Consider the following 21871-nt stretch of genomic DNA (forward strand, 5'->3'; position numbering starts at 1 on the left):
GAGTGTAGTCACGGCCCCTTCCCCCATCAATGCCGCGCGGCTTGACTCATTGTTTASCAAAGTAAACAATGCCGCGATGGAAGACGAAAATAAAGAGCCCAACTGGGCGCACCTTTACTCGCTGGTCGTGCTGGGTGAGCTTGGCAGCTACACGGCCGCGGCCGTGCGCCTGGGCCTGAGCAAGGGAGCCATGAGCCAGCGCATTGCGGAGCTGGAGCGCAGCGCCGGGGTGCCGCTGGTGCAGCGGACCACCCGCAGCGTCCGGCTGACCGAAGCGGGCCAGCAGCTCGCGGACACCACGCGCAACGCCTTCTCGGACATCGAGCGCAGTTTTGCAGGCGTGCGCGATCTTGCCGGCGAGCCACGCGGCTTGCTGCGGGTCACGGCGCCCGTGGCGCTGGGCCGGCAGCAGATCGTCCCGCGCATCCCGGCCTTCCTGAAGGCCTATCCGGAGGTGCGCATCGAGATGGAGTTTTCCGACAAGTTCACCGCGTTGGCGCAGGAAGGCTTCGACCTGGCCATCCGGCATGCCTCGGTGGCGCCGGATACGCATATCGCCTGGACGCTATGCCGCACGAACACGGTGCTGGTGGCAACGCGCAGCTACCTGAAGCGCCATGGCTCGCCCGAAACCCCGGCGGAACTGGCCGAGCATGCCTGCCTGCATTACTTCCGGCGGGGCGAATCGCCCACCTGGAGCTTCGAGCCGCTGCGCGGCACCGGCCCCCGGCGCAGCGTGGCCATCCACGGCAGCTTTGCCGCCAACAACAGCGAGGCCCTGCGCGAGGCGGCGCTGGGTGGACTGGGCATCGCCCTGCTGCCGGACTTCACCGCCCAGGCGGACGTGGCCGCTGGCAGGCTGGTCAAGGTCCTGCCCAACTGGCGCCCGGCGGGGGCCTTTGGCGACCACCTGTTCGCCATCCGCCCTTACAGCCCCTACCTGCCGCGCGCCGTGCGCGTGTTTGTGGACCACCTGCGCGAGACGCTGAAGGATGGCTTCACGATGGGCTGAAGCCCTGCCCTGCTGCTGCCCTACTGCAGGTTGCCCCAGCGCGGCACCGCCGGCTCCGCCGCCGCCCATTTCCAGCCAGCGGGCTGCCGGCAGGCGGTGGTCAGGAACCAGGCGCGCTGTTGCCTGGCGTCGTCGTCCACCGAGAACAGCGCCTCCCGGCATTCCGCCAGCGGCGTGCGGATGAGGCGCACCACCCGCACCCAGCCATGCTCGTTGGCATAGGGCAAGGGGTGGCGGATTTCCCAGCGCTGCTGCGCATCGACCGGCATGGCGCCGATGGTGGCGGCGATGCTGTCCTGCTCCGCCTGCTGCCAGTTGCGCAAGACGTATTTGGCGCCGGCATCCGTGGCAGCGCTGACGCCGATGGCCACGCCGGCGGCCAGGGCCGGATTGCCGGTGACCGCGCCGGTCGCCACGCCGGCCACCGCGCCGGTCAGGTCGCCGACCGACGAGCAGCCGGTGGCCAGGGCGGCCGCAAGCACGGGCACGATGACCCGCAACCGGTGCAGGCCGCTCATTGCAGCGCCCCCCAGCGCTCGGTGGCCGGCTCCGCCGATGCCCACTTCCATGTCTGGCCGTCCCGGCAGATCGCCGCGATATAGAACGCGCTGGCTTTCGCGTTGTCGTCCACCGAGAACACGATCTCCTTGCACTGCAGGGACTTGCCGCCGATCTCCCGGCTGACCGTGACCCGGCCATGCTCCGCAGGCTCGAGCGGCACGGCGTGGTCGGTCTTCCAGTCCGCCACCGCATCCACCGCCAGCGGGCCGGCGGCCATGGCGATGCGGTCTTGCGCGGCCGCGTGGATTTTGCGTTGGCTGTACTGCAAGGCCGCCCTGGCGCCCGCCTGCACACCCAGGCCGATTCCGGTCGCCACCGCCGCGTTGTCCGTCAGCGCACCGGCAATGCTGGCGCCGGCAATGCCCGCACCGGCCGCGGTGCCCTCGCTCAGCAAGGAACTGCAGCCCGTGGCGGACAAGCAAAGGGCAATCGCGGCGGCAAGCGCAGCCGGGCCACGCAGGCCGGTCCCGGGCGGTGCGCAGAGGGAATCAGGAGTGATCATGGGGGATGGGAAACCGGAGAAGGCTATGCCCGGCAGGGCCGGCGCATTCGCAAAAGCGGGCCAGCATACGCGCGCGCACTGGCGTCGCAAAGCGCAGAAATGTCAAAGATTGTAAGAACGACAGTGTGCGCCGGATGCATCCGGTGATGCGGCGCGCCCGCCCGGCGCGCCGCCAGCGCCGAATCGTCTGCCTTTATACTGCGGCATGGCCTACGATCTCACAGACAAACTCGTCATCGGCATCTCGTCCCGGGCGTTGTTCGACCTCGAGCACGAGAACGGCATCTATCAATCCGAGGGGGTGGCGTCCTACTCCGCCTACCAGCGCCAGCATGAGGACGAACCCCTGCTGCCGGGCACAGCCTTTCCGCTGGTGCAGGCGCTGCTCGGGCTCAATCACCTGATCCCGGACCGAAGGCTGGTCGAGGTCGTGGTGATCTCGCGCAATTCGCCGGACACCGGGCTGCGCGCGTTCAACGCCATCGAGACCCACCGCCTCGACATCACCCGCGCGGCGTTCACCGGCGGCGAATCGATCTCGCGCTACCTGCAAGCCTTCAAGGTGGACCTGTTCCTCTCGCGCGAGGCCAACGACGTACAAGCCGCCATCGACGGCGGCGTGGCCGCGGCCCAGTTGTACGCCGCGCCCGCCGACTATCACGCCCCCGCCGGCCAGATCCGCATTGCCTTCGACGGCGATGCCGTGCTGTTCTCGCCGGAGTCCGAGCAGATCTTCAAGCAAAAAGGGCTGGAAGCCTTCGTCCGGCATGAGCAGAAACACCGCCACAAGGCCATGGCCGAAGGGCCGTTTGCCAAGCTGCTGCTGCGGCTGGCGGAGATCCAGTCGCACTTCCCGCCCGGCAAGTGCCCGGTGCGCATCGCCATCGTGACGGCGCGCAACAGCCCGGCGCATACGCGGGTGGTGCATACCCTGCGCGCGTGGAACGTCAGCATTGATGAAGCCTTTTTCCTCGGCGGCTTGCCTAAGGATCAAGTGCTGCAGGCGTTCGGCGCGCATATGTTCTTCGACGACCAGGAAGGGCACGTGGAACTGGCGTCGGCGGTGGTGCCGTCGGGGCGGGTGCCCTACAAAGGTGGCGAGCTGGGAGGCGGCAAACGCCGGCCCGCGCGCAAGCGCGCCAGGAACGACGACACCGATGCCGCCAGCCAGGCCGGCAAAGCACCCGCCTCCGCATGAAGACCTTCGCCCTTTACCTCATCACGGCCTGCGCGGAGATCCTGGGCTGCTATTTCCCCTACCTGTGGCTGCGCCAGGGTGCCAGCGTGTGGCTGCTGGTGCCAGGCGCGCTGTCGCTGGCGCTGTTCGCCTGGCTGCTGTCGCTGCACCCGGATGCGTCCGGGCGGGTTTATGCGGCTTATGGCGGCATTTATATTGCGGTGGCGATTGTGTGGCTCTGGCTGGTGGATGGGGTCAAGCCTAGCCACTGGGATCTGGCGGGGGTGGCGGTGGCGATTGCGGGAATGGCGATCATTGTTTTTCAGCCACGTTGAAACGGCGCGGAGCATGATGGCGAGCTTGCGCCATGGCTAGCGCCCGCCCCCTCCTGATCCGCGCCCAACCAAGCATTGTGCCCGCGACCGCTCAGGCCGCGGCCCGCGCCGCCGCCCCGCGATACTGCGCCAGCAACGCCACCCGCCGCGCCGCCACCTTCTCCATGTTGGCTTCCTTGACATGCCCGAAGCCGCGGATGTCGTCGGGCAGGCTCGCCAGCGCTACAGCCGTATCCAGCCGGTCCGCATTCAGCGTCGCGCCGAACTCCTCCGCCATCGCGATGTAGTCCTCGATCAGCTTGCGTTCCGCGCGCCGCTCGGCGGTCTTGCCGAACACGTCGAAGGCGGTGCCGCGCAAGCCCTTGGCGCGTGCCAGCAGACGGAAGGCGGTCAGCATGGCCGGGCCAAAGCGGCGCTTGACCAGGTGGCCATGCGAGTCCCGCTTTGCCAGCAGCGGGGGGGCCAGGTGGAAGCTGAGCTGGTAGTCGCGGCCAGGTTCGCCTTCGAACTGCGCGCGCAGCTTGTCCAGGAAGGCGGGGTCGGCGTACAGGCGGGCGACTTCGTACTCATCCTTGTAGGCCATCAGCTTGGCGAGGTTGCGCGCCACGGCTTCGGCGAGCGGCAAGCGAGGGTTGGCGCCCACGCGCTTTTCGGCGGCACGCACGCTTTCGACCGCGGCGCGGTACCGGGCAGCGTACGCCGGGTTCTGGTAGGCCGTGAGCAGGGCTTCGCGCTGGCGGATGACGCTATCGAGCGTTTCCGGCATGGCGACCACCTGGGCACGCGGCGTGGTCTGCAATTGCGCGGCGAGCGCGGCCTCGCCGTGATGCGCCAGATAGCGGCCCCAGTCGAAGGCCAGCAGGTTCTTCTCCACGGATACGCCGTTGAGCTCGATGGCACGCACCAGGCTGTCGCGCCGCAACGGGACCCAGCCCTTTTGCCAGGCAAAGCCCAGCAGCAGCGGGTTGGAGTAGATCGAATCGGCCAGCAGCTTCACGGCCCACGCATTGGCGTCGATAAACGCGCAGGCGTCGCCGACGCTGGCGCGCAGGTCCTGCTCGGCCGAGGCGCCCGGGAATTTCCAGTTCGGGTTCTTGATGAAGTCTGCGGTAGGCGTATTGGCGCTATTGATGGCGGCTGCCGTCACGTCGATCCGGGTCTTGGACAAGACCTCGGGCGAGGCGGAGACGATCGCGTCGCAGCCGATCACCAGCCGTGCTTCGCCGGTGGCGATGCGGGTGGCGTGCAGCGCGGCCGGGGTCGGGGCGATCTGCACATGGCTGATCACCGCGCCGCCCTTCTGCGCCAGGCCCGCCATGTCGAGCACGGTCACGCCCTTTTGCTCCAGGTGGGCAGCCATGCCGAGCAGGCCGCCGATGGTGACCACGCCAGTGCCGCCAACGCCCGTAACCAGCACGCCGTAGGGCCGCTCCAGCACCGGCAGCACCGGCTGCGGCAGCGCGCTGAAATCGGCAAGCGCACCCTTGCCGCCCGCCGCGGCCGGCTTGCGCACCTGAGCGCCTTGCGCCGTGACAAAGCTCGGGCAAAAGCCGTTGACGCAGGAGAAGTCCTTGTTGCACGAGGACTGGTTGATCTTGCGCTTGGTGCCCAGCGGCGTTTCCAGCGGCTCCACCGACAGGCAATTGGACTTGACCGAGCAGTCGCCGCAGCCTTCGCAGACCGCGTCGTTGATAAACGCGCGCTTGGCGGGGTCTGCCATGGTGCCGCGCTTGCGGCGGCGGCGCTTTTCGGTGGCGCAGGTCTGGTCGTAGATCAGGATGGTGACGCCGGCGGTATCGCGCAGCTGGACCTGGATCTCATCGAGCTGATCGCGGTGGTGCACCGTGACGCCGCCGGGCAGCATGCTGCCATCGCCGTATTTCTCCGGCTCGTCGGTCACCACCACGATCTTGCTGGCGCCTTCGGCCAGCACCTGGTGCGCGATCTGCGGCACGGTCAGAATGCCATCCACGGGCTGGCCGCCGGTCATCGCCACCGCGTCGTTGAACAGGATCTTGTAGGTGATGCACGCCTTGGACGCGATGGCCGCGCGGATTGCCAGCAGTCCCGAGTGGAAATAGGTGCCGTCGCCGAGGTTGACGAACACATGCTTCTCGCCGGTGAAATGCATCTGCCCGGTCCACGCCACACCCTCGCCGCCCATCTGGCTGAAGGTGTCGGTATTGCGGTCCATCCACATCGCCATATAGTGGCAGCCGATGCCGGCCAGCGCGCGCGAGCCTTCGGGCACGCGGGTGGAGGTGTTATGCGGGCAGCCCGAGCAAAACCAGGGCTTGCGCTCCACCGAGATGCGCGGGCGCGCGGCCTCGCGCTCCTTGGCCTCGATCAGCGCCACGCGCGCGGCGATGCGCTCGCGCACGTCGGTGGGCAGGTCGCTTTTCTCCAGCCGGGTGGCGATGGCCTTGGCGATCAGCGCGGGCGATAGCTCGTAGTGCGCGGGCAGCAGCCAGTTGCCGCGCGGCAGCGACCATTCGCCCCCGTGGTTGCCGCGCTCGTCGAACTTGCCGTAGACCTTGGGGCGCACGTCGTCGCGCCAGTTGTAGAGTTCTTCCTTGAGCGCGTATTCGAGGATCTGGCGCTTTTCTTCCACCACCAGGATCTCTTCCAGGCCGGTGGCGAACTCGCGCGCGTCGTGCGCGTCCAGGGGCCACACGCAGCCCACCTTGAACACGCGGATGCCGATGCGGCGGCAGGTATCGTCGTCCAGGCCCAGGTCCGACAGTGCCTGGCGCACGTCGAGGTAGGCCTTGCCGGCGGTCATGATGCCGAAGCGCGCGTTGGGCGAATCCAGCACCACGCGGTTGAGCTTGTTGGCGCGGATATAGGCCAGCGCCGCATACCATTTGTGGTCGAGCAGGCGGGCTTCCTGCGCCAGCGGCGGATCTGGCCAGCGGATATTGAGGCCGCCCTCGGGCATGGCGAAATCCTCCGGCAGCACAATCTGCACGCGATCCGGGTCGACCTCCACCGAGGCGGTGGATTCCACCACGTCGGTCACGCATTTCATCGACACCCACAGGCCGGAGTAGCGGCTCATGGCCCAGCCATGCAGGCCGTAGTCGAGGTATTCCTGCACATTGGACGGGTACAGCACCGGGATGCCGGAGGCCAGCAGCACGTGCTCGGACTGGTGCGCCACCGAGGACGACTTGGCGGCGTGGTCGTCGCCCGCCAGCACCAGCACGCCGCCGTGCTTGGCGGAGCCGGCCGAGTTGGCGTGCTTGAGCACGTCGATGGAGCGGTCCACCCCCGGGCCCTTGCCGTACCACATCGAGAACACGCCATCGCGGGTCGCGTCGGGAAACAGGTTGACCTGCTGGGTGCCCCACACGGCGGTGGCGGCCAGGTCTTCGTTCACGCCGGGCTGGAATACCACGTCGCTGGCGGCCAGGTGCTTCTTGGCCTTCCACAGCGCCTGGTCCACGCCGCCCAGCGGGGAGCCGCGGTAGCCGGAGATAAAGCCCGCCGTATTCAGCCCGGCGGCAAGGTCGCGCGCCTTTTGCAGCATGGGCAGGCGCACCAGCGCCTGGGTGCCGCTGAGATACACGCGGCCTTTTTCCAGGGTGTATTTATCGTCAAGGGAAACCGACGCTAGCGCATCTTGCTGGGCTGAGGATAGGGGGGCATTCATCGATGCTGTCTCCGTGTGCTCTTGTGGGCTGTCGCTGAGTGTAGGAAGGCTGGCCGATATCGTAAAATCATGAATTCAGAGAGCAGGTATCTGAAAAACACATATCGGAGCGGCATATGGCGAAAGAGCGGCACGGGAAGGAAGACGGCGGGCAGCGCATCGCCAAGGAAATCACCTTGCGGCAGTTCCGCTATTTCGCCGCGGCGGCGGAGACTGGCCAGTTCTCCATGGCCGCCACCGCCGAGCATGTGTCGCAATCGGCCATTACCAATGCCGTGCTGATGCTGGAGCAGCAGCTTGGCGTGCGCCTCTTTGACCGCCTGCCGCACGGCGTGGCCCTGACGCCGGAGGGGCACCGGCTGCACCAGCGCGCCCGGCAGATCCTGGATGCCGTGCAGGACACCCTGCGCGAGCCGCGCTTCCAGGCGCACAACCTGAGCGGCACGGTGCGCCTGGCGGCGTCCTACACCGTGCTGGGCTACCTGTTGCCGGGCCTGCTGGCGCGGTTTCGCACCAACTACCCGGATATCGATTTCGACCTGCACGACATGGACCGCCCCGGCATCGAGCGCGCGGTACTGGCCGGGGAGATCGAGCTTGGCATCGGGCTGCTGTCCAATATCGAGAGGCTGCAACGCTTTGCCCACCACACGCTGATCCGCTCGCGGCGCCAGCTATGGGCGTCGCCGTCGCATCCCCTGCTGGCGTTGCCCAGGCTGACGCTGAAGGACATTGCGGCGCATCCCTACATCCTGCTGACTGTGGATGAAGGCGAGCGCTCCACGCTGCGCTACTGGCGCAGCAAGCGGCTCGCGCCTTCGATCGCGTTTCGCACCAGTTCGATGGAGGGGCTGCGCGGGCTGGTGGCGCACGGCTTTGGCGTGACCGTGCTGTCCGACATGGTGTACCGCCCGTGGTCGCTGGAAGGCAAGCAGATCGAGGCGCGGCCGATCGCCGAAGGCGTGCCGGACATGGAGCTGGGGCTGCTATGGCAACCGGGGCGCAAGCTGGACAAGCCAGCCGACGCGCTGCGGGAGTTCCTGATCCACGCCAGCGGCAGCTAGGCGGCAAGCCCCTGTGCCAAGGCGCCACACGCTGTTCCAGATTGGTACACCTTGGCGCACGGCGGCGCACTGGAAGCCGCCTGCATAGCCCCTCGCCTGCCAGCTTTTACGTGGTTTCACCGTTTTCGCAGCGCCGTGTCCGCCAGGCACAGCTTTTGCGGATGGATGCCTGTGCGCAAACAACGCGGCACGACAGACATCACGAGACGGAGAGAGACATGAACATGGCGGAAATCGCCCAGCTGGGCGTTGCGTATCCCTACAAGGAACAGTACGAAAACTATATCGGCGGCGCCTGGGTGGCCCCGGCCGATGGCCAGTACTTTGAAGCGATCTCGCCGGTCACCGGCAAGCCCTTCACGCGCGTGCCGCGCTCCAACCAGAAGGACGTGGACGCCGCGCTGGACGCCGCGCACCGCGCCAAGGGCGCCTGGGGCCGTACCTCCACCACCGAGCGCGCCAATATCCTGAACCGCATCGCTGAGCGCATCGAGGCCAACCTGGTCACGCTGGCGGTGGCCGAGACCATCGACAACGGCAAACCCATCCGCGAAACCACGGCGGCCGACCTGCCGCTGGCGGTAGACCACTTCCGCTACTTCGCCGGCTGCATCCGCGCGCAGGAAGGCGGTATCTCCGAGATCGACCACGACACCGTGGCCTATCACTTCCATGAGCCGCTGGGCGTGGTCGGCCAGATCATCCCGTGGAATTTCCCGCTCCTGATGGCCACGTGGAAGCTCGCGCCCGCGCTGGCCGCCGGCAACTGCGTGGTGCTCAAGCCCGCGGAGCAGACCCCGGCCTCGATCCTGGTGCTGATGGAAATCATCGGCGACCTGCTGCCGCCGGGCGTGCTCAATGTGATCAACGGCTTCGGGCTCGAGGCTGGCAAGCCGCTGGCCTCCAGCTCGCGCATCAGCAAGATCGCCTTTACCGGCGAGACCACCACCGGCCGGCTGATCATGCAGTACGCCTCGCAGAACCTGATCCCGGTTACGCTGGAACTGGGTGGCAAGTCGCCCAACATCTTCTTCGAAGACGTACTGTCCGCCGACGACGCGTACTTCGACAAGGCGCTGGAAGGCTTCGCCATGTTCGCGCTGAACCAGGGCGAGGTCTGCACCTGCCCGTCGCGCGCGCTGATCCAGGAATCGATCTACGAGCGCTTCATGGAGCGCGCGCTCAAGCGCGTGGCGGCGATCAAGCAGGGCCACCCGCTCGACAAGGCCACCATGATCGGCGCGCAGGCTTCGCAGGAGCAGCTCGAGAAGATCCTGTCGTATATCGACCTGGGCAAGCAGGAAGGCGCGCAATGCCTGATCGGCGGCGAGCGCAACGCGCTGGGTGGCGACCTTGCGAGYGGCTACTACGTCAAGCCCACGGTATTCTCCGGCCATAACAAGATGCRCATTTTCCAGGAAGAGATCTTTGGCCCGGTGGTGTCGGTGACCACGTTCAAGGACGAGGAAGAAGCGCTGGAAATCGCCAACGACACGCTCTACGGGCTAGGCGCCGGCGTATGGACGCGAGACGGCGCGCGCGCCTTCCGCATGGGCCGCGGCATCCAGGCTGGCCGCRTGTGGACCAACTGCTATCACGCCTACCCGGCGCATGCGGCATTTGGCGGCTACAAGCAATCCGGCATCGGGCGCGAGAACCATCGCATGATGCTGGACCACTACCAGCAGACCAAGAACCTGCTGGTGAGCTACAGCCCGAACGCACTCGGCTTCTTTTGATACAGAGCAAGAATGGGCGCTCCCGCCCATGACATGATCGACATGGCGCCCGCCCCTGCCGGCTTACCGCCGCGCGGCGCGGGCGTCCCTGCCAACAGAACCAGGAGTCGAGATGACAGCGATGATGAAAGCCGCCGTGGTGCGGGAGTTCGGCGCCCCGCTCACGATCGATGAAGTGCCCGTGCCGCAGCCCGGGCGCGGCCAGATCCAGGTCAAGATTGAAGCCTCCGGCGTATGCCACACCGACCTCCATGCCGCCGAAGGCGACTGGCCGGTCAAGCCAACCCTGCCCTTCATTCCCGGCCACGAAGGCGTGGGCTATGTCTCGGCGGTAGGCGCGGGCGTGAGCCGCGTGAAGGAAGGCGATCGCGTCGGCGTGCCCTGGCTGTATAGCGCCTGCGGCTACTGCGAGCACTGCCTGCAAGGCTGGGAAACCCTGTGCGAGAAGCAGGAAAACACCGGTTACTCGGTCAACGGCGGCTATGGCGAATACGTGGTAGCCGATCCTAACTACGTGGGCCTGCTGCCGGACAGCGTGGGCTTCGTGGAAATCGCGCCGATCCTTTGCGCGGGCGTGACCGTCTACAAGGGCTTGAAGGTCACCGATACGCGGCCTGGCCAGTGGGTCGTGATCTCCGGCATCGGCGGGCTTGGCCATGTGGCGGTGCAATATGCGCGCGCCATGGGGCTGCGCGTGGCGGCGGTGGATATCGACGACAAGAAGCTCGAACTCGCCCGCAAGCTCGGCGCCGAGGTCACGGTCAATGCGCGCACCACCGATCCCGTGGCGTTCCTGCAGAAGGAAATCGGCGGCGCGCACGGCGCGCTGGTCACGGCGGTCTCGCCCAAGGCATTCGGCCAGGCGATCGGCATGGTCCGGCGCGGCGGCACGGTGGCGCTCAACGGCCTGCCGCCCGGCGACTTCCCCACGCCGATCTTCGACGTGGTGCTCAAGGGCATTACCATCCGCGGCTCCATCGTCGGCACCCGCAGCGACCTGCAGGAGTCGCTAGACTTTGCCGCGCATGGGGCGGTCAAGGCGACCGTGTCCACCGCGCCGCTGGAGAAGATCAACGAGATCTTCACGCGCATGCGCGCCGGCGATATCGAAGGCCGGGTCGTCATGGACTTTGCTGCTTGACGTTTGCCATCTGAAGTTGCCGTCCGAAGTTGCCAACCGAAGGCAAGGAGCCGCCCGATGCCCGACACCCAGTCACCTGACGCCGTGCAGCGCGTCGTCGCCACGCCTGCCGCGCTGGCGCTGATCGAGCGCCTGCGCGCGCAGCACGGGGCGTTGATGTTCCACCAGTCGGGCGGCTGCTGCGACGGCAGCGCGCCAATGTGCTACCCGGACGGCGACCTGATCATTGGCGAGGCCGATGTCTGCCTCGGCGAGATCGGCGGCGCGAAGTTCTACATGACGCGTGCGCAGTTCGAGTACTGGCAGCACACGCGGCTGGTGATCGACGTGGTGCCGGGATCGGGCGGGATGTTTTCGCTGGAAGGGCCGACCGGGTTGCGGTTCTTGACGCGCTCCGAATTGTTCAGCGATGACGAGGCGGCGCGCCTGGAGCGGGAGCCGGCGCCGTGAAGCGGCGGCATGACGTGAAACCGGCGCCAGTCCGCCGTGCATTTGCTGCGCTTTAGCTGCGCTTTAGCCGCCGGTAAATCGTATTGCGCGACAAGCCAAGCTCGCGCGCGGCCAGGCTGACATTGCCGCCGTGGCGCGCCAGCGCCTGGTGGATCATGGCGGCTTCCCGATCGCGCAGGCGCTCGGGGGTACCGGCGGGCATCGAGGGCGCCGGGGACATGAAGGCTGGCGCGGCGTCCCTGTCCTGCGCGAACGTCGGCTCGCGCTCAAAATCCTCCGGCAAATGCTCCGCGCGGATCTCGCCTTCGCCTTCGGCCATGATGGCCGCGGTGCGCAGCACGTTGACCATCTGGCGCAGGTTGCCCGGCCAGGGATGGCGCTGAAAATGCGCCAGCACGTCCGCGGCAACGCGGGTTGGATGCGCATCACCGTGCTCGCCATGCTCCGCCTGCGCGAGTTGCTGCGTCAGGATGCGCTCCACCAGCACCGGCAAGTCCGTGCGGTCGCGCAGCGYCGGCAGCGTCACCGATAGCGCATTGATGCGGTAGTACAGATCCTCGCGGAAGGTGCCCGCCGCGATCATCGCGCGCAGGTCGCGGTGGGTGGCGCAAATGATGCGCAAATCCACGGGGATTGCGCGGGCGCCGCCCAGCGGGGTCACCGCGCGCTCCTGCAGCACGCGCATCAGCCGCACCTGCTGCGCCAGCGGCATGTCGCCAATCTCGTCAAGGAACAAGGTGCCGCCGTGCGCCTGCACCAGCTTGCCCGGGCTGCCGCGCCGCCGCGCGCCGGTGAAGGCCCCGTCCTCGTAACCGAACAGCTCCGCCTCGATCAGGGACTCCGGGATCGACGCGCAATTGACGGCGACGAAGGGCGCGGCGCTGCGGGGCGAATCGCGATGGATGGCGCGCGCCAGCCACTCCTTGCCGGTACCGGTGCGGCCCAGCACCAGGATGGGAATATCGCGTCCGCGCACCTTGTCGACCCGCTGCAGCACGGCGGCCATGCGGGCGTCCCCGGTATCGAGAGCGGCCAGCGCCGAGGCGTGCGCGAGGGAAGATGCCGGGGCCGATGGACGTGCGGCCGGCGCGGGCGCGCGACGCAGCGGCGCGAGCAGCGCCATCCGAGCAAACACCAGCACGCGGCTTGGCAGGGTCAGCGTCAGCAACTCGCCGCACGCCTGCGCCCCCTCTTTGAGCGCGGTGCCCAGCGGCATGCCGAACAAGGCGGCAAAACTCTGGTGGTTCAGCGTATCGGGCGACAAGCCGAGCTGGAACAGCCCGCTGCGGTTGGCCGCCAGGAAGGTGCCATCGGCCGAGAACGCCGCCATGCCTTCGAACAGCGTGCCGACGAACTCCGGCCGCGCATGAAAGCGCACCAGCGCGGCATCGGTGAAATGCGTGGCGAACAGATGGTTCTCGATCATCTGCGCCGACATGCGCACCAGCGCCATGGTGTGCTTGTGGAAGCCGCGATGATCGCCGCTGACATCGAGCGCCCCCAGCACCTGGCCAAACGGCCCGGAGATCGGCACGCAGGAACAGGTCAGCGTGCGGTTGGCACGCAGGAAATGCTCGTCGGCGTGAACCACCGCGGGCTGGGCCTCGGCCAGCGCCGTGCCGATGGCGTTGGTGCCCTTGCTCGACTCCGCCCACGAGACGCCCGGCGCCAAGGCCACACGCCTGGCCCGGTCGGCAAAATCGCCGTCGCCCAGGCTGTGCAGGATCACGCCGCCGCTGTCGGTCAGCAGCACCATGCTCTCGGTATTGGCGATCTGCGCGTGCAGGGTTTCCATGACCGGCAGCGCGTGCTTGTACAGCAACTGATTGGCGTCGACCAGTTCGTGCAGCGCGCGCTTGCCCAGCGATTGGTAGTCCGCCGCATGGGTGGCTTCGAGGCCGAAGCTGGTGGAACGCGCATGCGCGCGGRCAATCAGGATGCGGCGCTCCGGATCGGCGTCCGGCGTTGCGGCGTGGCTGGCAAGCGTGCTGCTCATGACGGCAGGTCTCCTGTTCTGGATCCCGGCTTGGCCGGGTCGGGCCGTCTTTCGTGCCGGCCTGTCTGGCGGCGTGGCGACCTTGCCGCCAAACCTTATCACATGCCGCTAGCGCAACGTGCACGCACCACCCGGAAGTCGGGTGTAAAGTACTTGTTTGCCGCACGCGCGCTGCGCGCCCGGCCTCTCCCGTTTCACTCCCTCGAAAGGCGCACGATGAGCATTGTGATAGATCGCTTCGACCATATCGTCCTGAATGTGAAGGACGTGGAGACCAGCGCRGCGTGGTACGAGAGCGTGCTGGGCATGCAGCGCGAGGACTTCGAATCGCGCACCGGCAAGCGGGTCTCGGTGCGCTTCGGCCAGCAGAAGATCAACCTGCGCCCGATCGATACGGACATCGTGGCGTGGTTCACCGGCGTCCACCCGACCACCGGCAGCGACGATCTCTGCTTTATCACCCACAACACGCTGGAGAGCGTGATCGCGCACTGGCTTGCGCACCATGTGCCGATCGAGGCAGGCCCGGCGGCGCGCACCGGCGCGCTCGGCCCGATGACCTCGGTCTATTGCCGGGACCCGGACGGCAACCTGATCGAAGTGGCGGCCTATCCAGGACACTGAGCGCCGGATGCGGCGTCCACTGGCACTGGAATCAGCGCTTGCCGTCGAGCAGGTCGTTCAGCACGTCGTCAAATGCCGCTTGCGCATCTTCCAGCGCCTGCAGCGATGCATCGAAGGTCTGCAGCGCCATTTTTGACGGCTTGCCGCTGCCCTGCGGCGCAAACTGCCCCTGCAGCGCGGTAAAGGCCACCTGCACCTGGCGGGTGGCGTTGACGACGCGCTCCATCGCCTGGGCTTCCTCCGCGCGGTTTTCTACGTCGTTTTGCTGGTCTTTCGGGTCTTTCTGGTCGTTTTGTTCTGTCATGCCTTTGGCTCCGTGCGCGGCCGCACCGGCCGCTGTTGATGTGAGGCGTATCGTACAAGAATCGTACAAGAACTTGCGCACGGGTTGCCCGGTCGAATGCCGTGCCCCCCGGAAAATGATCCGGGAGACGCCAGGAAACGCTCCCCGCATTGCGCTGTAAAGCCAGGCAGAACAAACCCTCCGAAACCATGCCCCCCCATTCACGCAAGGCCCTCGCCGCCGTCCTGCTGACCGCAGGCGGCTTCACCTGCTACTGGACCTACCTGACGCTGAACCAGGACAGGCTGTTGTTTGACGCCCGCCGCCGCCCGCCGCGGGACCTGCCCGAGGGCATTTCCGCCTACTCGCACGAAGTGCCGGGCGGTTTCCTGCGCGGCTACGTCTACGGCGACCAAGGCGTCCTGGACGCGGAAACCGGGGAAACCGTGCGAAATGCACAAACCGCGCGCGACCTGCTGTTCTACCTGCCCGGGCGCGGCGAGGATGTATTGGACACCATGCAATACCTGGCCTGGCTGCCGCCAGGCGTGGGCTTTGCCACCATGGACTACCGCGGCCTGGGCCACTCGGACGGCCACCCCTCCGAGCCAGCCGCCGTGGCGGACGCCAGCCAGTTCCTGCTGCACCTGCGCCGCATGTTCCCCGGCACGCGCGTGCATGTGGTCGGCCGCAGCCTCGGCACCGGCGTAGCCATCCAGCTGGCGGACCTGCAGGATTTCGAGAGCCTGCAGCTGATCACGCCTTACGACTCCTTGCTGGAGATCGTGCGCAAGCGCTTCCCGCTGGTGCCGCTGCGGCAACTGATGCGCCATCACTTCGACTCGATCTCCCACTGCAAGAAGGTGGTGCAAAGCACCAAGGTGCTGCTGGCCGAGGTCGACGAGGTGGTGCCCCACGAATGCTCGGAGCGCCTGATCGCAGCCTGGCCCGGCCAGGTAGCGCGGCAGATGATGCCGGGCACCAACCATTTCACCATCATCGAGCAGCCCGAGACCTGGCACGCGCTGGCGGAATTCGCGCAGCAGGTTAGCCGGCCCGGTGCCCGGCCGGTTGCACCGGAAGTGCCGCAGGCCAATGGCGTGGAACCGGCGGCGGTGCAAGCCCCGGATGGCATGCCCGGCTTCCCGGTCTTCGCCCCAAGGTAGAATGCGCGCATGAAAAGAGTCGTTGTAAAGGCGGCAAGCGTCACTCTGGCGCTGGCTGCAGCCTCCACCCTGCTAGTTGGGTTCGCCGCCGTGGTGAGCCTTCGTCAACTCCCCGCCGTCGATGCGCTGCGGGACTACCGCCCCGACCTGCCCCTGCGGATCTATACCAGCGACAACGTGCTGATTGGCGAGTTCGGCAACGAGCACCGCGAATTCGTCCCGCTGGAGCGCATGCCCAAGCAGATGTCCAACGCGCTGCTGGCGGCGGAAGATGATCAGTTCTACCAGCACGCCGGCGTGGATGTCCCCGGGATCTTCCGCGCCGCGCTCGCCAATATCGGCGAGGGCTACGCCCAGGGCGCCTCCACCATCACCATGCAGGTGGCGCGCAACTTCTACCTGTCTCGCGAGAAAACGCTCTCGCGCAAATGGTATGAAATCCTGCTGGCCTGGAAGATCGACCGCTCCCTGCCGAAAGACCGCATCCTCGAGCTGTACATGAACCAGGTCTACCTGGGCGAGCATGCCTATGGCTTTGGCAGTGCGGCGCAAGCGTACTTCGGCAAGCCGCTGGATGCGCTGTCGCTGGCGGAAACCGCGATGCTGGCCGGCCTGCCCAAGGCGCCGTCGACCATGAATCCCGTGGTCAATTTCCCGCGCGCCAAGCTGCGCCAGCAATATGTGCTGGGGCGCATGCAGACGCTCGGCATGATCTCGCACCAGCAGTACCAGGCGGCCCGCGCGGAAACGCTGAAGGTGGCCGGCTCGCATAACGGCCGCTTTGACGGGCACGCCGAGTACGTGGCGGAGCTGGCCCGCCAGCTTGCCTACGACCGCTTTGGCGAGGCCGCTTATACCCGCGGCCTCAATGTCTACACCACGGTATCGTCGGTGCGGCAAAGCCTGGCCTATGAGGCCGTGCACGCGGGCCTGGACCAGTATGGCAAGCGCCATGGCCAGCAGGCAGCGCCGCAGGCCGCGCTGGTCTCGCTGGATAGCAAATCGGGCGCCATCGAAGCCATGATCGGCGGCGCGGACTTTGCCACCAGCCGCTTCAACCATGCCACGCAGGCGCTGCGCCAGCCGGGCTCGACGTTCAAGCCGTTCATCTATTCCGCCGCGCTCGAGCGCGGCGTGTCGGCCACCACGCTGATCAACGATGCGCCGCTGGATGCCTCGTCGCGCTGGCAGCCGGGCAACGACGATGGCCGCTTCCTGGGCGCCGTGAGCGTGCGCCAGGCGCTGGCGCAGTCGCGCAACCTGCCTGCCATCCGGACCTTGCAGGCTATCGGCATTCCCTATGCGGTTGACTATGCCGGCAAGTTCGGCTTCTCCGAGCAGCGCCTGCCGCGCTACCTGCCGATGGCCCTGGGCACCGGCACCACCACGCCGCTGCGTCTGGCCGCCGCCTATGGCGTCTTCGCCAGCGAAGGCTACCGCACCGAGCCCTACCTGATCGAGCGCATCAGCGACGGCGCGGGCAACGTGCTGTTTACCGCCGACAGCGAACCCCAGCCGCACCGCGTGATTCCCGAGCGCAATGCCTATGTGATGAACAGCCTGCTGCGCAGCGTGGTGACCAGCGGCACCGGCGCAGGCCTGGAACGCTACCTGCGGCGCGCGGACGTGGCCGGCAAGACCGGCACCACCAACGATTCGGTCGATGGCTGGTTTGCCGGCTACGCGTCTGGCATCGTCACGGTGGCGTGGATGGGGTTCGACGATAACCGCAGCCTGGGCCGGCACGAGTTCGGCGCCACCACCGCCCTGCCGATCTGGGCCAGTTACATGGAAGGCCGCCTGGCGGGCCAGCCCGAGGCGGAATTCGTGGCGCCCAAGAACCTCGTGCGCAACGGCGACGACTGGGTCTACCCGGAGTACGCCGACGGCAGCCACGGCATTGCCGCGCTTGGCTTCCCATCCCCGCCGGCGGACGCCGATCCGGGGGCCGGGACGGCACTGACCGACACTAGCGACGCTACGGGCGCTACGGGTGTGACGGGCGTGACCAGTGCAACAAGCACCGCCGGCACCACCGGCACCACCGGCGCCGCCGAGCCCGTCAGAGCGCTGAGCCCTGCCCCGGCCGGCGTGCCGCCCCGCGCATCGCAGCCCACAACCTGAACCACCACCCGCCGCCCGCAAGGCTCCGATGCCATTCTCCCCGTACAGCAGCCCCTTGATCTGGTCGGTGGCAGCCACCGCCACCCTTGGCGTCATCACGCGGCCGTTCCGGCTGCCGGAAGCCTTCTGGGCGGTAGCCGGCGCGCTGCTGCTATGCGTGACCGGCCTGCTTGCCGTGCCCGATGCCATGGCCGCCGTGGCGCGCGGCAATGACGTCTACCTCTTTCTCGGCGGCATGATGCTGGTGTCGGAACTGGCGCGCAAGACCGGGCTGTTCGACCACGTAGCTGCCTTGGCGGTGCGCCAGGCCGGGGGATCGGCACGGCGGCTGTTCCTGCTGGTCTATGGCTTCGGCACCCTGGTCACGGTGTTCATGTCCAACGATGCCACCGCCGTGGTGCTCACGCCGGCAGTGCTGGCTGCCACCCGCGCCGCCAAGGTCAAGCATCCGCTGCCCTACCTGTACTGTTGCGCGTTCATCGCCAACGCCGCCAGCTTTGTGCTGCCGATCTCGAACCCGGCCAACCTGGTCATCTTCGGCGAGCACATGCCCTCGCTGACGGGCTGGCTGGCGCGCTTCACGCTGCCATCGCTGGTGGCCATCGTGGCCACCTTCGCCGTGCTCTACTGGACCCAGCGCGACGCGCTGCGCGAGCGCATCGCGACCGGCGTGCCAGTGCCGCCGCTGTCACTGGAGGCCAAGCTGACCGCCGCCGGCATCGTAGCCATGGGCCTGGTGCTGCTGACGGCCTCGCTGCTGGGCGCCGACCTGGGCTGGCCGACCTGCCTGGCCGGCGTGGCGACGCTGCTGCTGGTCTGCACCTGCCGGCCCGGCTTGTGCCTGCCGGCGTTGCGCGAGATTTCCTGGGGCGTGCTGCCGCTGGTGGCGGGCCTGTTCGTGCTGGTCGCGGCCCTGGAGCAGACCGGCCTGATCGGCAAGCTCGCCCACTTCGTGCAGGCGCTGTCGCAACAGTCACCCACAGCCGGCGTCTGGGTAACCGGCGGCACGGTGGCGCTGGTGTCCAACGTGGTCAACAACCTGCCGGCCGGGCTGTTCGCGTCCTCGGCGCTGGCGGCCAGCCATGCCTCCACGCAGGTCACCGACGCGGTGCTGATCGGCATCGACCTCGGGCCCAACCTGTCGGTCACCGGCTCGCTGGCGACCCTCCTATGGCTGACCGCGCTGCGGCGCGAGGGCCAGCACGTCGGCGCGCTGCAGTTCCTGCGCATCGGCGCGCTGGTGATGCCGCTGGCGTTGGTGCCGGCCCTGGCCACGCTGCTGCTTTAGGCGCTGCCGGCGTCAGCCCAGTTTGTCCAGCAGGCTGTACCAGGCCACCCCCGCGGCAATGTAGAAGCGCTGCAGGCCGTGCAGCGGAATCCCGGTCACGGGCGTGATGGGATACGGAAAATCCCCGCCCTTGCCCGCCAGCCGTGCCGCGATATGCTGGCCCAGGCTGGTGCACAGCGCGATGCCCCGCCCATTGCAGCCCAGCGCCATGACGACGCCCGGCGCGGGCTCATGCACATGGGGCATGAAATCGCGCGTGATCGCGATACGCCCTGCCCAGCGGTACTCGTAGGAGAGCGGGCCAAGTTGCGGGAACAGCAGCGCCAGCGAGCGCTCCAGGTGGGCAAAGTCCTGCGGCCCGCGCGGATCGGCGAAGAAGCCGCGGCCACCCATCAGCAGGCGCCCCTGCGCATCCTTGCGGAAATACAGCAGCAGCCGCTGCGAGGTGGATGCCGTCTCGCCTTGCGTGAGGATGCCGTGCGCCTCGGCGTCCCGGAGCGGTTGCGTGGCCACGATGAAGCTGTTGGCCGACAGCACTGTTTGCGCCAGGCCGGGCCACAGCGGGCCGGTGTAGCCGTTGGTGGCGATCACGACTTGCGTGGCCGTCACCGTGGTGCCCAAGGCCGTCGTCGCCACCCAGTGCGAGCCCTGGCGCACCAGTGCCGTCACCGCCGTGCCGCCATGCACCGTAGCGCCCGCCTGCTGTGCGGCGCGGACCAGCCCGCGTGTATAGGCCAGCGGCTGAATGGCGCCAGCGCGTCCATCCAGCCAGCCGCCGGCGAAGGCCTGCGTGCCCACGCGCCGCGCTACCGCGGCGCGGTCCAGCACCTCCACCGGCGCCCCGCGGCGCGCCCATTGCTCGGCGCGCGCATGCATGGCGGGCACGGCGCCTGGTGAATAGGAAAGCTGCAGCCAGCCGCTGCGCACGGGCTGGCAATCGATGCCGTGACGCGCGATCAGGTCGAACACCAGGTCGGCCGAGCGCGACACCGCATTGATCAACGGCTCGGCCCGGGCGGCGCCGAACAGGCGGACCAGCTCGTCGGGATCATGCTTGAGCGTGGGGTTGACCTGGCCGCCGTTGCGCCCGGACGCGCCCCAGCCCGGCTCGTTGGCTTCCAGCACGCACACGCGCGCGCCGCCCTCGGCCAGGTGCAGTGCGGTCGACAGGCCGGTGAAGCCACCGCCGATGACCAGCACGTCGGTGTTCAGCGATTCGCGCAGCGCGGGCGTGGGCGGCGCGGGCGGGGCCGTGGCCGCCCACAGGGAGGACGGCAAAGGCATCGCGGTGGCCGGGGCCGGCCGGATTGCCGTGAACTGGCTGGAGGTCATAGCGCCAGGTCCCCCGCCGCTTCCACCGGCTTATGCAGCACGCGCCGCAGGAAGTCCTGCGTGCGGGCGTGGCTGGGCGCGCCCAGCACCTGCGCGGCGGCGCCTTCCTCAACGATGGTGCCGCTGTGCAGGAAGCAAACGCGGTCCGCCACTTCCCGCGCGAACCCCATCTCGTGCGTCACCACGATCATCGTCATGCCCTCGCGCGCCAGGTTGCGCATGACCTCCAGCACGTCGCCCACCAGTTCCGGGTCGAGCGCCGAGGTGGGCTCGTCGAACAGCATGGCTTCGGGCCGCATCGCCAGCGCGCGGGCAATCGCCACGCGCTGCTGCTGCCCGCCGGAGAGCTGCGGCGGATAGGCCTGCGCCTTGGCGGCCAGGCCGACCTTTTCCAGCAGTTCCATGGCTTCGCCGCGCGCCTTGTCCCGGCTCTCGCCCTTCACGTACACCGGGCCTTCCATCACGTTTTCCAGCACGCTGCGGTGCGGGAACAGGTTGAAGCGCTGGAACACCATCCCCATGCGGCTGCGCAGCCGGTGGATGTCCTTGCCGCTGCGGTCCACGCGCTCGCCAAAGGCACGGATCTCGCCGCCCTCGTAGGACTCCAGCCCATTGATGCAACGCAGGACGGTGGACTTGCCGGMGCCGGACGGGCCGATCAGGCAGACCACCTCGCCCGCGTCGACATGCAGGCTCACGCCGCGCAGCACGTGGTGGTCGTCGAAATACTTCTGCAGGTTGTCGATCCGGATCATGGCTTTTTCCTCCCCGCGCCAAGGCGGCGTTCAAGCCGGCGCAGCCCGAACACCAGCGGCAAGCTCATCAGCAGGTAGAGCAGCGCCACCAGCGTGTACACCGTCATGTTCTGGAATGTGGACGAGGCGATCAGCTGGCCCGCACGCGTCATCTCCGCCACCGTGATGGTGGACACCAGCGACGAGTCCTTGAGCATCATCACCAGCGTGTTGCCGTACGGCGGCAGCGAGATGCGGAACGCCTGCGGCAGAATCACCCGGCGCATCACCAGCGCCGGGCGCATGCCCATGGCCTGCGCGGCCTCGCGCTGGCCCGGGTCGACGGCCTCGATGCCGGCGCGGAAATTCTCAGCCTGGTAGGCCGAGTAGGCGATGCCCAGGCCGATCACGCCGKCCTGGAAGGCCGTCAGGTGAATACCCGCATCCGGCAGCACAAAGTAGATGTAGAACAGCTGCACGATGATGGGCAGCCCGCGGATCACGTTGATCACGCCGGACGCGCCCCACGACAGCGTGCGCGCAGGCGACAGCTTCATCAGCGCCAGCGCCAGCCCGAGCAAGCTGCTGAGCACAAAGGCGAGGACGGTCACCTCGACGGTGACCACCGCGCCCTGCAGCAGGATCGGCAGGAACTCCCGCGCGTGTTGGAAGAAGTTGGCATCCATGGGAA

At 67.7% G+C, this 21871-nt stretch carries 19 protein-coding genes; 11 read left to right on the forward strand and 8 right to left on the reverse strand.

The features are described from left to right. The first annotated feature begins 76 nt into the window (after positions 1-76). The gene (locus AB4061_RS12500; RefSeq protein WP_441634118.1) at positions 77-1012 is read left to right on the forward strand and encodes a LysR family transcriptional regulator; all 936 of its coding nucleotides are present in this window, start codon (positions 77-79) and stop codon (positions 1010-1012) included. 20 nt (positions 1013-1032) lie between these two features. Here the strand turns inward: AB4061_RS12500 and AB4061_RS12505 are convergent, their stop codons facing one another. After that, positions 1033-1530, reverse strand: coding sequence for a hypothetical protein (locus tag AB4061_RS12505; protein WP_441634120.1), 498 nt, complete (start codon positions 1528-1530; stop codon positions 1033-1035). Then, positions 1527-2075, reverse strand: a complete 549-nt coding sequence (locus AB4061_RS12510) for a hypothetical protein (protein WP_441634122.1) — start codon at positions 2073-2075, stop codon at positions 1527-1529. Before AB4061_RS12510 ends, AB4061_RS12505 begins: the two co-directional genes overlap by 4 nt. 205 nt (positions 2076-2280) lie before the next feature. On the opposite strand from AB4061_RS12510, the gene AB4061_RS12515 reads away from it, so the two are divergent. Together AB4061_RS12515 and AB4061_RS12520 are read left to right on the forward strand one after the other, a co-directional pair. After that, positions 2281-3273, forward strand: coding sequence for a 5'-nucleotidase (locus AB4061_RS12515; protein ID WP_441634124.1), 993 nt, complete (start codon positions 2281-2283; stop codon positions 3271-3273). Continuing rightward, positions 3270-3587, forward strand: a complete 318-nt coding sequence (locus AB4061_RS12520) for a YnfA family protein (protein WP_441634126.1) — start codon at positions 3270-3272, stop codon at positions 3585-3587. Before AB4061_RS12515 ends, AB4061_RS12520 begins: the two co-directional genes overlap by 4 nt. 91 nt (positions 3588-3678) lie before the next feature. Here AB4061_RS12520 and AB4061_RS12525 read toward each other — a convergent pair whose 3' ends face one another. Further along, positions 3679-7239 (reverse strand): indolepyruvate ferredoxin oxidoreductase family protein, encoded by a 3561-nt coding sequence (locus AB4061_RS12525; RefSeq protein ID WP_441634127.1) that lies wholly within the window; start codon positions 7237-7239, stop codon positions 3679-3681. A 116-nt stretch (positions 7240-7355) separates the two neighbouring features. Between AB4061_RS12525 and AB4061_RS12530 the strand changes: the two genes are divergently transcribed. The 4 genes from AB4061_RS12530 (at position 7356) to AB4061_RS12545 (ending at position 11633) form a co-directional block, all read left to right on the forward strand. Next, complete coding sequence (locus tag AB4061_RS12530; protein WP_441634129.1) at positions 7356-8303, forward strand: LysR family transcriptional regulator; 948 nt, start codon at positions 7356-7358, stop codon at positions 8301-8303. Between the two features lie 218 nt (positions 8304-8521). Then, positions 8522-10042, forward strand: coding sequence for an aldehyde dehydrogenase (adh, locus tag AB4061_RS12535; protein WP_441634131.1), 1521 nt, complete (start codon positions 8522-8524; stop codon positions 10040-10042). A 112-nt stretch (positions 10043-10154) separates the two neighbouring features. Continuing rightward, complete coding sequence (adhP, locus tag AB4061_RS12540; RefSeq protein ID WP_441634133.1) at positions 10155-11183, forward strand: alcohol dehydrogenase AdhP; 1029 nt, start codon at positions 10155-10157, stop codon at positions 11181-11183. Positions 11184-11240: 57 nt separating this feature from the next. Then, positions 11241-11633 carry a DUF779 domain-containing protein gene (locus AB4061_RS12545; RefSeq protein ID WP_441634135.1) on the forward strand — a complete coding sequence of 131 codons (393 nt, stop codon included), beginning with the start codon at positions 11241-11243 and terminating at the stop codon, positions 11631-11633. 52 nt (positions 11634-11685) lie between these two features. Here AB4061_RS12545 and AB4061_RS12550 read toward each other — a convergent pair whose 3' ends face one another. Then, the gene (locus AB4061_RS12550) at positions 11686-13629 is read right to left on the reverse strand and encodes a sigma-54-dependent Fis family transcriptional regulator (protein ID WP_441634137.1); all 1944 of its coding nucleotides are present in this window, start codon (positions 13627-13629) and stop codon (positions 11686-11688) included. Between the two features lie 216 nt (positions 13630-13845). On the opposite strand from AB4061_RS12550, the gene AB4061_RS12555 reads away from it, so the two are divergent. Further along, the gene (locus tag AB4061_RS12555) at positions 13846-14253 is read left to right on the forward strand and encodes a VOC family protein (RefSeq protein ID WP_441634139.1); all 408 of its coding nucleotides are present in this window, start codon (positions 13846-13848) and stop codon (positions 14251-14253) included. 31 nt (positions 14254-14284) lie between these two features. Here the strand turns inward: AB4061_RS12555 and AB4061_RS12560 are convergent, their stop codons facing one another. Continuing rightward, the gene (locus AB4061_RS12560) at positions 14285-14557 is read right to left on the reverse strand and encodes a hypothetical protein (RefSeq protein ID WP_441634141.1); all 273 of its coding nucleotides are present in this window, start codon (positions 14555-14557) and stop codon (positions 14285-14287) included. Positions 14558-14745: 188 nt separating this feature from the next. Between AB4061_RS12560 and AB4061_RS12565 the strand changes: the two genes are divergently transcribed. Genes AB4061_RS12565 through AB4061_RS12575 form a run of 3 tightly spaced genes read left to right on the forward strand, consistent with a single transcriptional unit; the run spans position 14746 to position 19114 of the window. Next, entirely contained in the window at positions 14746-15702 is a 957-nt protein-coding gene (locus tag AB4061_RS12565; RefSeq protein ID WP_441634143.1) for an alpha/beta hydrolase, read from the forward strand. Positions 15703-15711: 9 nt separating this feature from the next. Next, complete coding sequence (locus AB4061_RS12570; RefSeq protein ID WP_441634145.1) at positions 15712-17826, forward strand: penicillin-binding protein 1A; 2115 nt, start codon at positions 15712-15714, stop codon at positions 17824-17826. 28 nt (positions 17827-17854) lie between these two features. After that, complete coding sequence (locus AB4061_RS12575) at positions 17855-19114, forward strand: arsenic transporter (protein ID WP_441634147.1); 1260 nt, start codon at positions 17855-17857, stop codon at positions 19112-19114. 12 nt (positions 19115-19126) lie between these two features. Here AB4061_RS12575 and AB4061_RS12580 read toward each other — a convergent pair whose 3' ends face one another. From AB4061_RS12580 to ehuD, 3 genes are read right to left on the reverse strand one after another with little or no spacing between them, the layout of a single operon-like run. Beyond that, a complete protein-coding gene (locus tag AB4061_RS12580; RefSeq protein WP_441634149.1) occupies positions 19127-20446 on the reverse strand; it encodes an NAD(P)/FAD-dependent oxidoreductase in 1320 nt (439 codons plus the stop codon). Continuing rightward, positions 20443-21201, reverse strand: coding sequence for an amino acid ABC transporter ATP-binding protein (locus AB4061_RS12585; RefSeq protein ID WP_441634150.1), 759 nt, complete (start codon positions 21199-21201; stop codon positions 20443-20445). Before AB4061_RS12585 ends, AB4061_RS12580 begins: the two co-directional genes overlap by 4 nt. Next, the gene (ehuD, locus tag AB4061_RS12590; protein WP_441634152.1) at positions 21198-21866 is read right to left on the reverse strand and encodes an ectoine/hydroxyectoine ABC transporter permease subunit EhuD; all 669 of its coding nucleotides are present in this window, start codon (positions 21864-21866) and stop codon (positions 21198-21200) included. The genes AB4061_RS12585 and ehuD overlap by 4 nt, the downstream gene beginning before the upstream one ends. Between the last annotated feature and the right edge of the window lie 5 nt (positions 21867-21871).

Origin of the sequence: Cupriavidus sp. YAF13 (assembly GCF_052113425.1) — a bacterium.
GTDB lineage: Bacteria > Pseudomonadota > Gammaproteobacteria > Burkholderiales > Burkholderiaceae > Cupriavidus.

Bases quoted from the DNA above. Each gene is read 5' to 3' on its own strand.
- AB4061_RS12500 (WP_441634118.1), top strand. From the start codon at position 77: ATGGAAGACGAAAATAAAGAGCCCAACTGGGCGCACCTTTACTCGCTG.
- AB4061_RS12505 (WP_441634120.1), bottom strand. From the start codon at position 1,530: ATGAGCGGCCTGCACCGGTTGCGGGTCATCGTGCCCGTGCTTGCGGCC.
- AB4061_RS12510 (WP_441634122.1), bottom strand. From the start codon at position 2,075: ATGATCACTCCTGATTCCCTCTGCGCACCGCCCGGGACCGGCCTGCGT.
- AB4061_RS12515 (WP_441634124.1), top strand. From the start codon at position 2,281: ATGGCCTACGATCTCACAGACAAACTCGTCATCGGCATCTCGTCCCGG.
- AB4061_RS12520 (WP_441634126.1), top strand. From the start codon at position 3,270: ATGAAGACCTTCGCCCTTTACCTCATCACGGCCTGCGCGGAGATCCTG.
- AB4061_RS12525 (WP_441634127.1), bottom strand. From the start codon at position 7,239: ATGAATGCCCCCCTATCCTCAGCCCAGCAAGATGCGCTAGCGTCGGTT.
- AB4061_RS12530 (WP_441634129.1), top strand. From the start codon at position 7,356: ATGGCGAAAGAGCGGCACGGGAAGGAAGACGGCGGGCAGCGCATCGCC.
- adhP (WP_441634133.1), top strand. From the start codon at position 10,155: ATGACAGCGATGATGAAAGCCGCCGTGGTGCGGGAGTTCGGCGCCCCG.
- AB4061_RS12545 (WP_441634135.1), top strand. From the start codon at position 11,241: ATGCCCGACACCCAGTCACCTGACGCCGTGCAGCGCGTCGTCGCCACG.
- AB4061_RS12560 (WP_441634141.1), bottom strand. From the start codon at position 14,557: ATGACAGAACAAAACGACCAGAAAGACCCGAAAGACCAGCAAAACGAC.
- AB4061_RS12565 (WP_441634143.1), top strand. From the start codon at position 14,746: ATGCCCCCCCATTCACGCAAGGCCCTCGCCGCCGTCCTGCTGACCGCA.
- AB4061_RS12570 (WP_441634145.1), top strand. From the start codon at position 15,712: ATGAAAAGAGTCGTTGTAAAGGCGGCAAGCGTCACTCTGGCGCTGGCT.
- AB4061_RS12575 (WP_441634147.1), top strand. From the start codon at position 17,855: ATGCCATTCTCCCCGTACAGCAGCCCCTTGATCTGGTCGGTGGCAGCC.
- AB4061_RS12580 (WP_441634149.1), bottom strand. From the start codon at position 20,446: ATGACCTCCAGCCAGTTCACGGCAATCCGGCCGGCCCCGGCCACCGCG.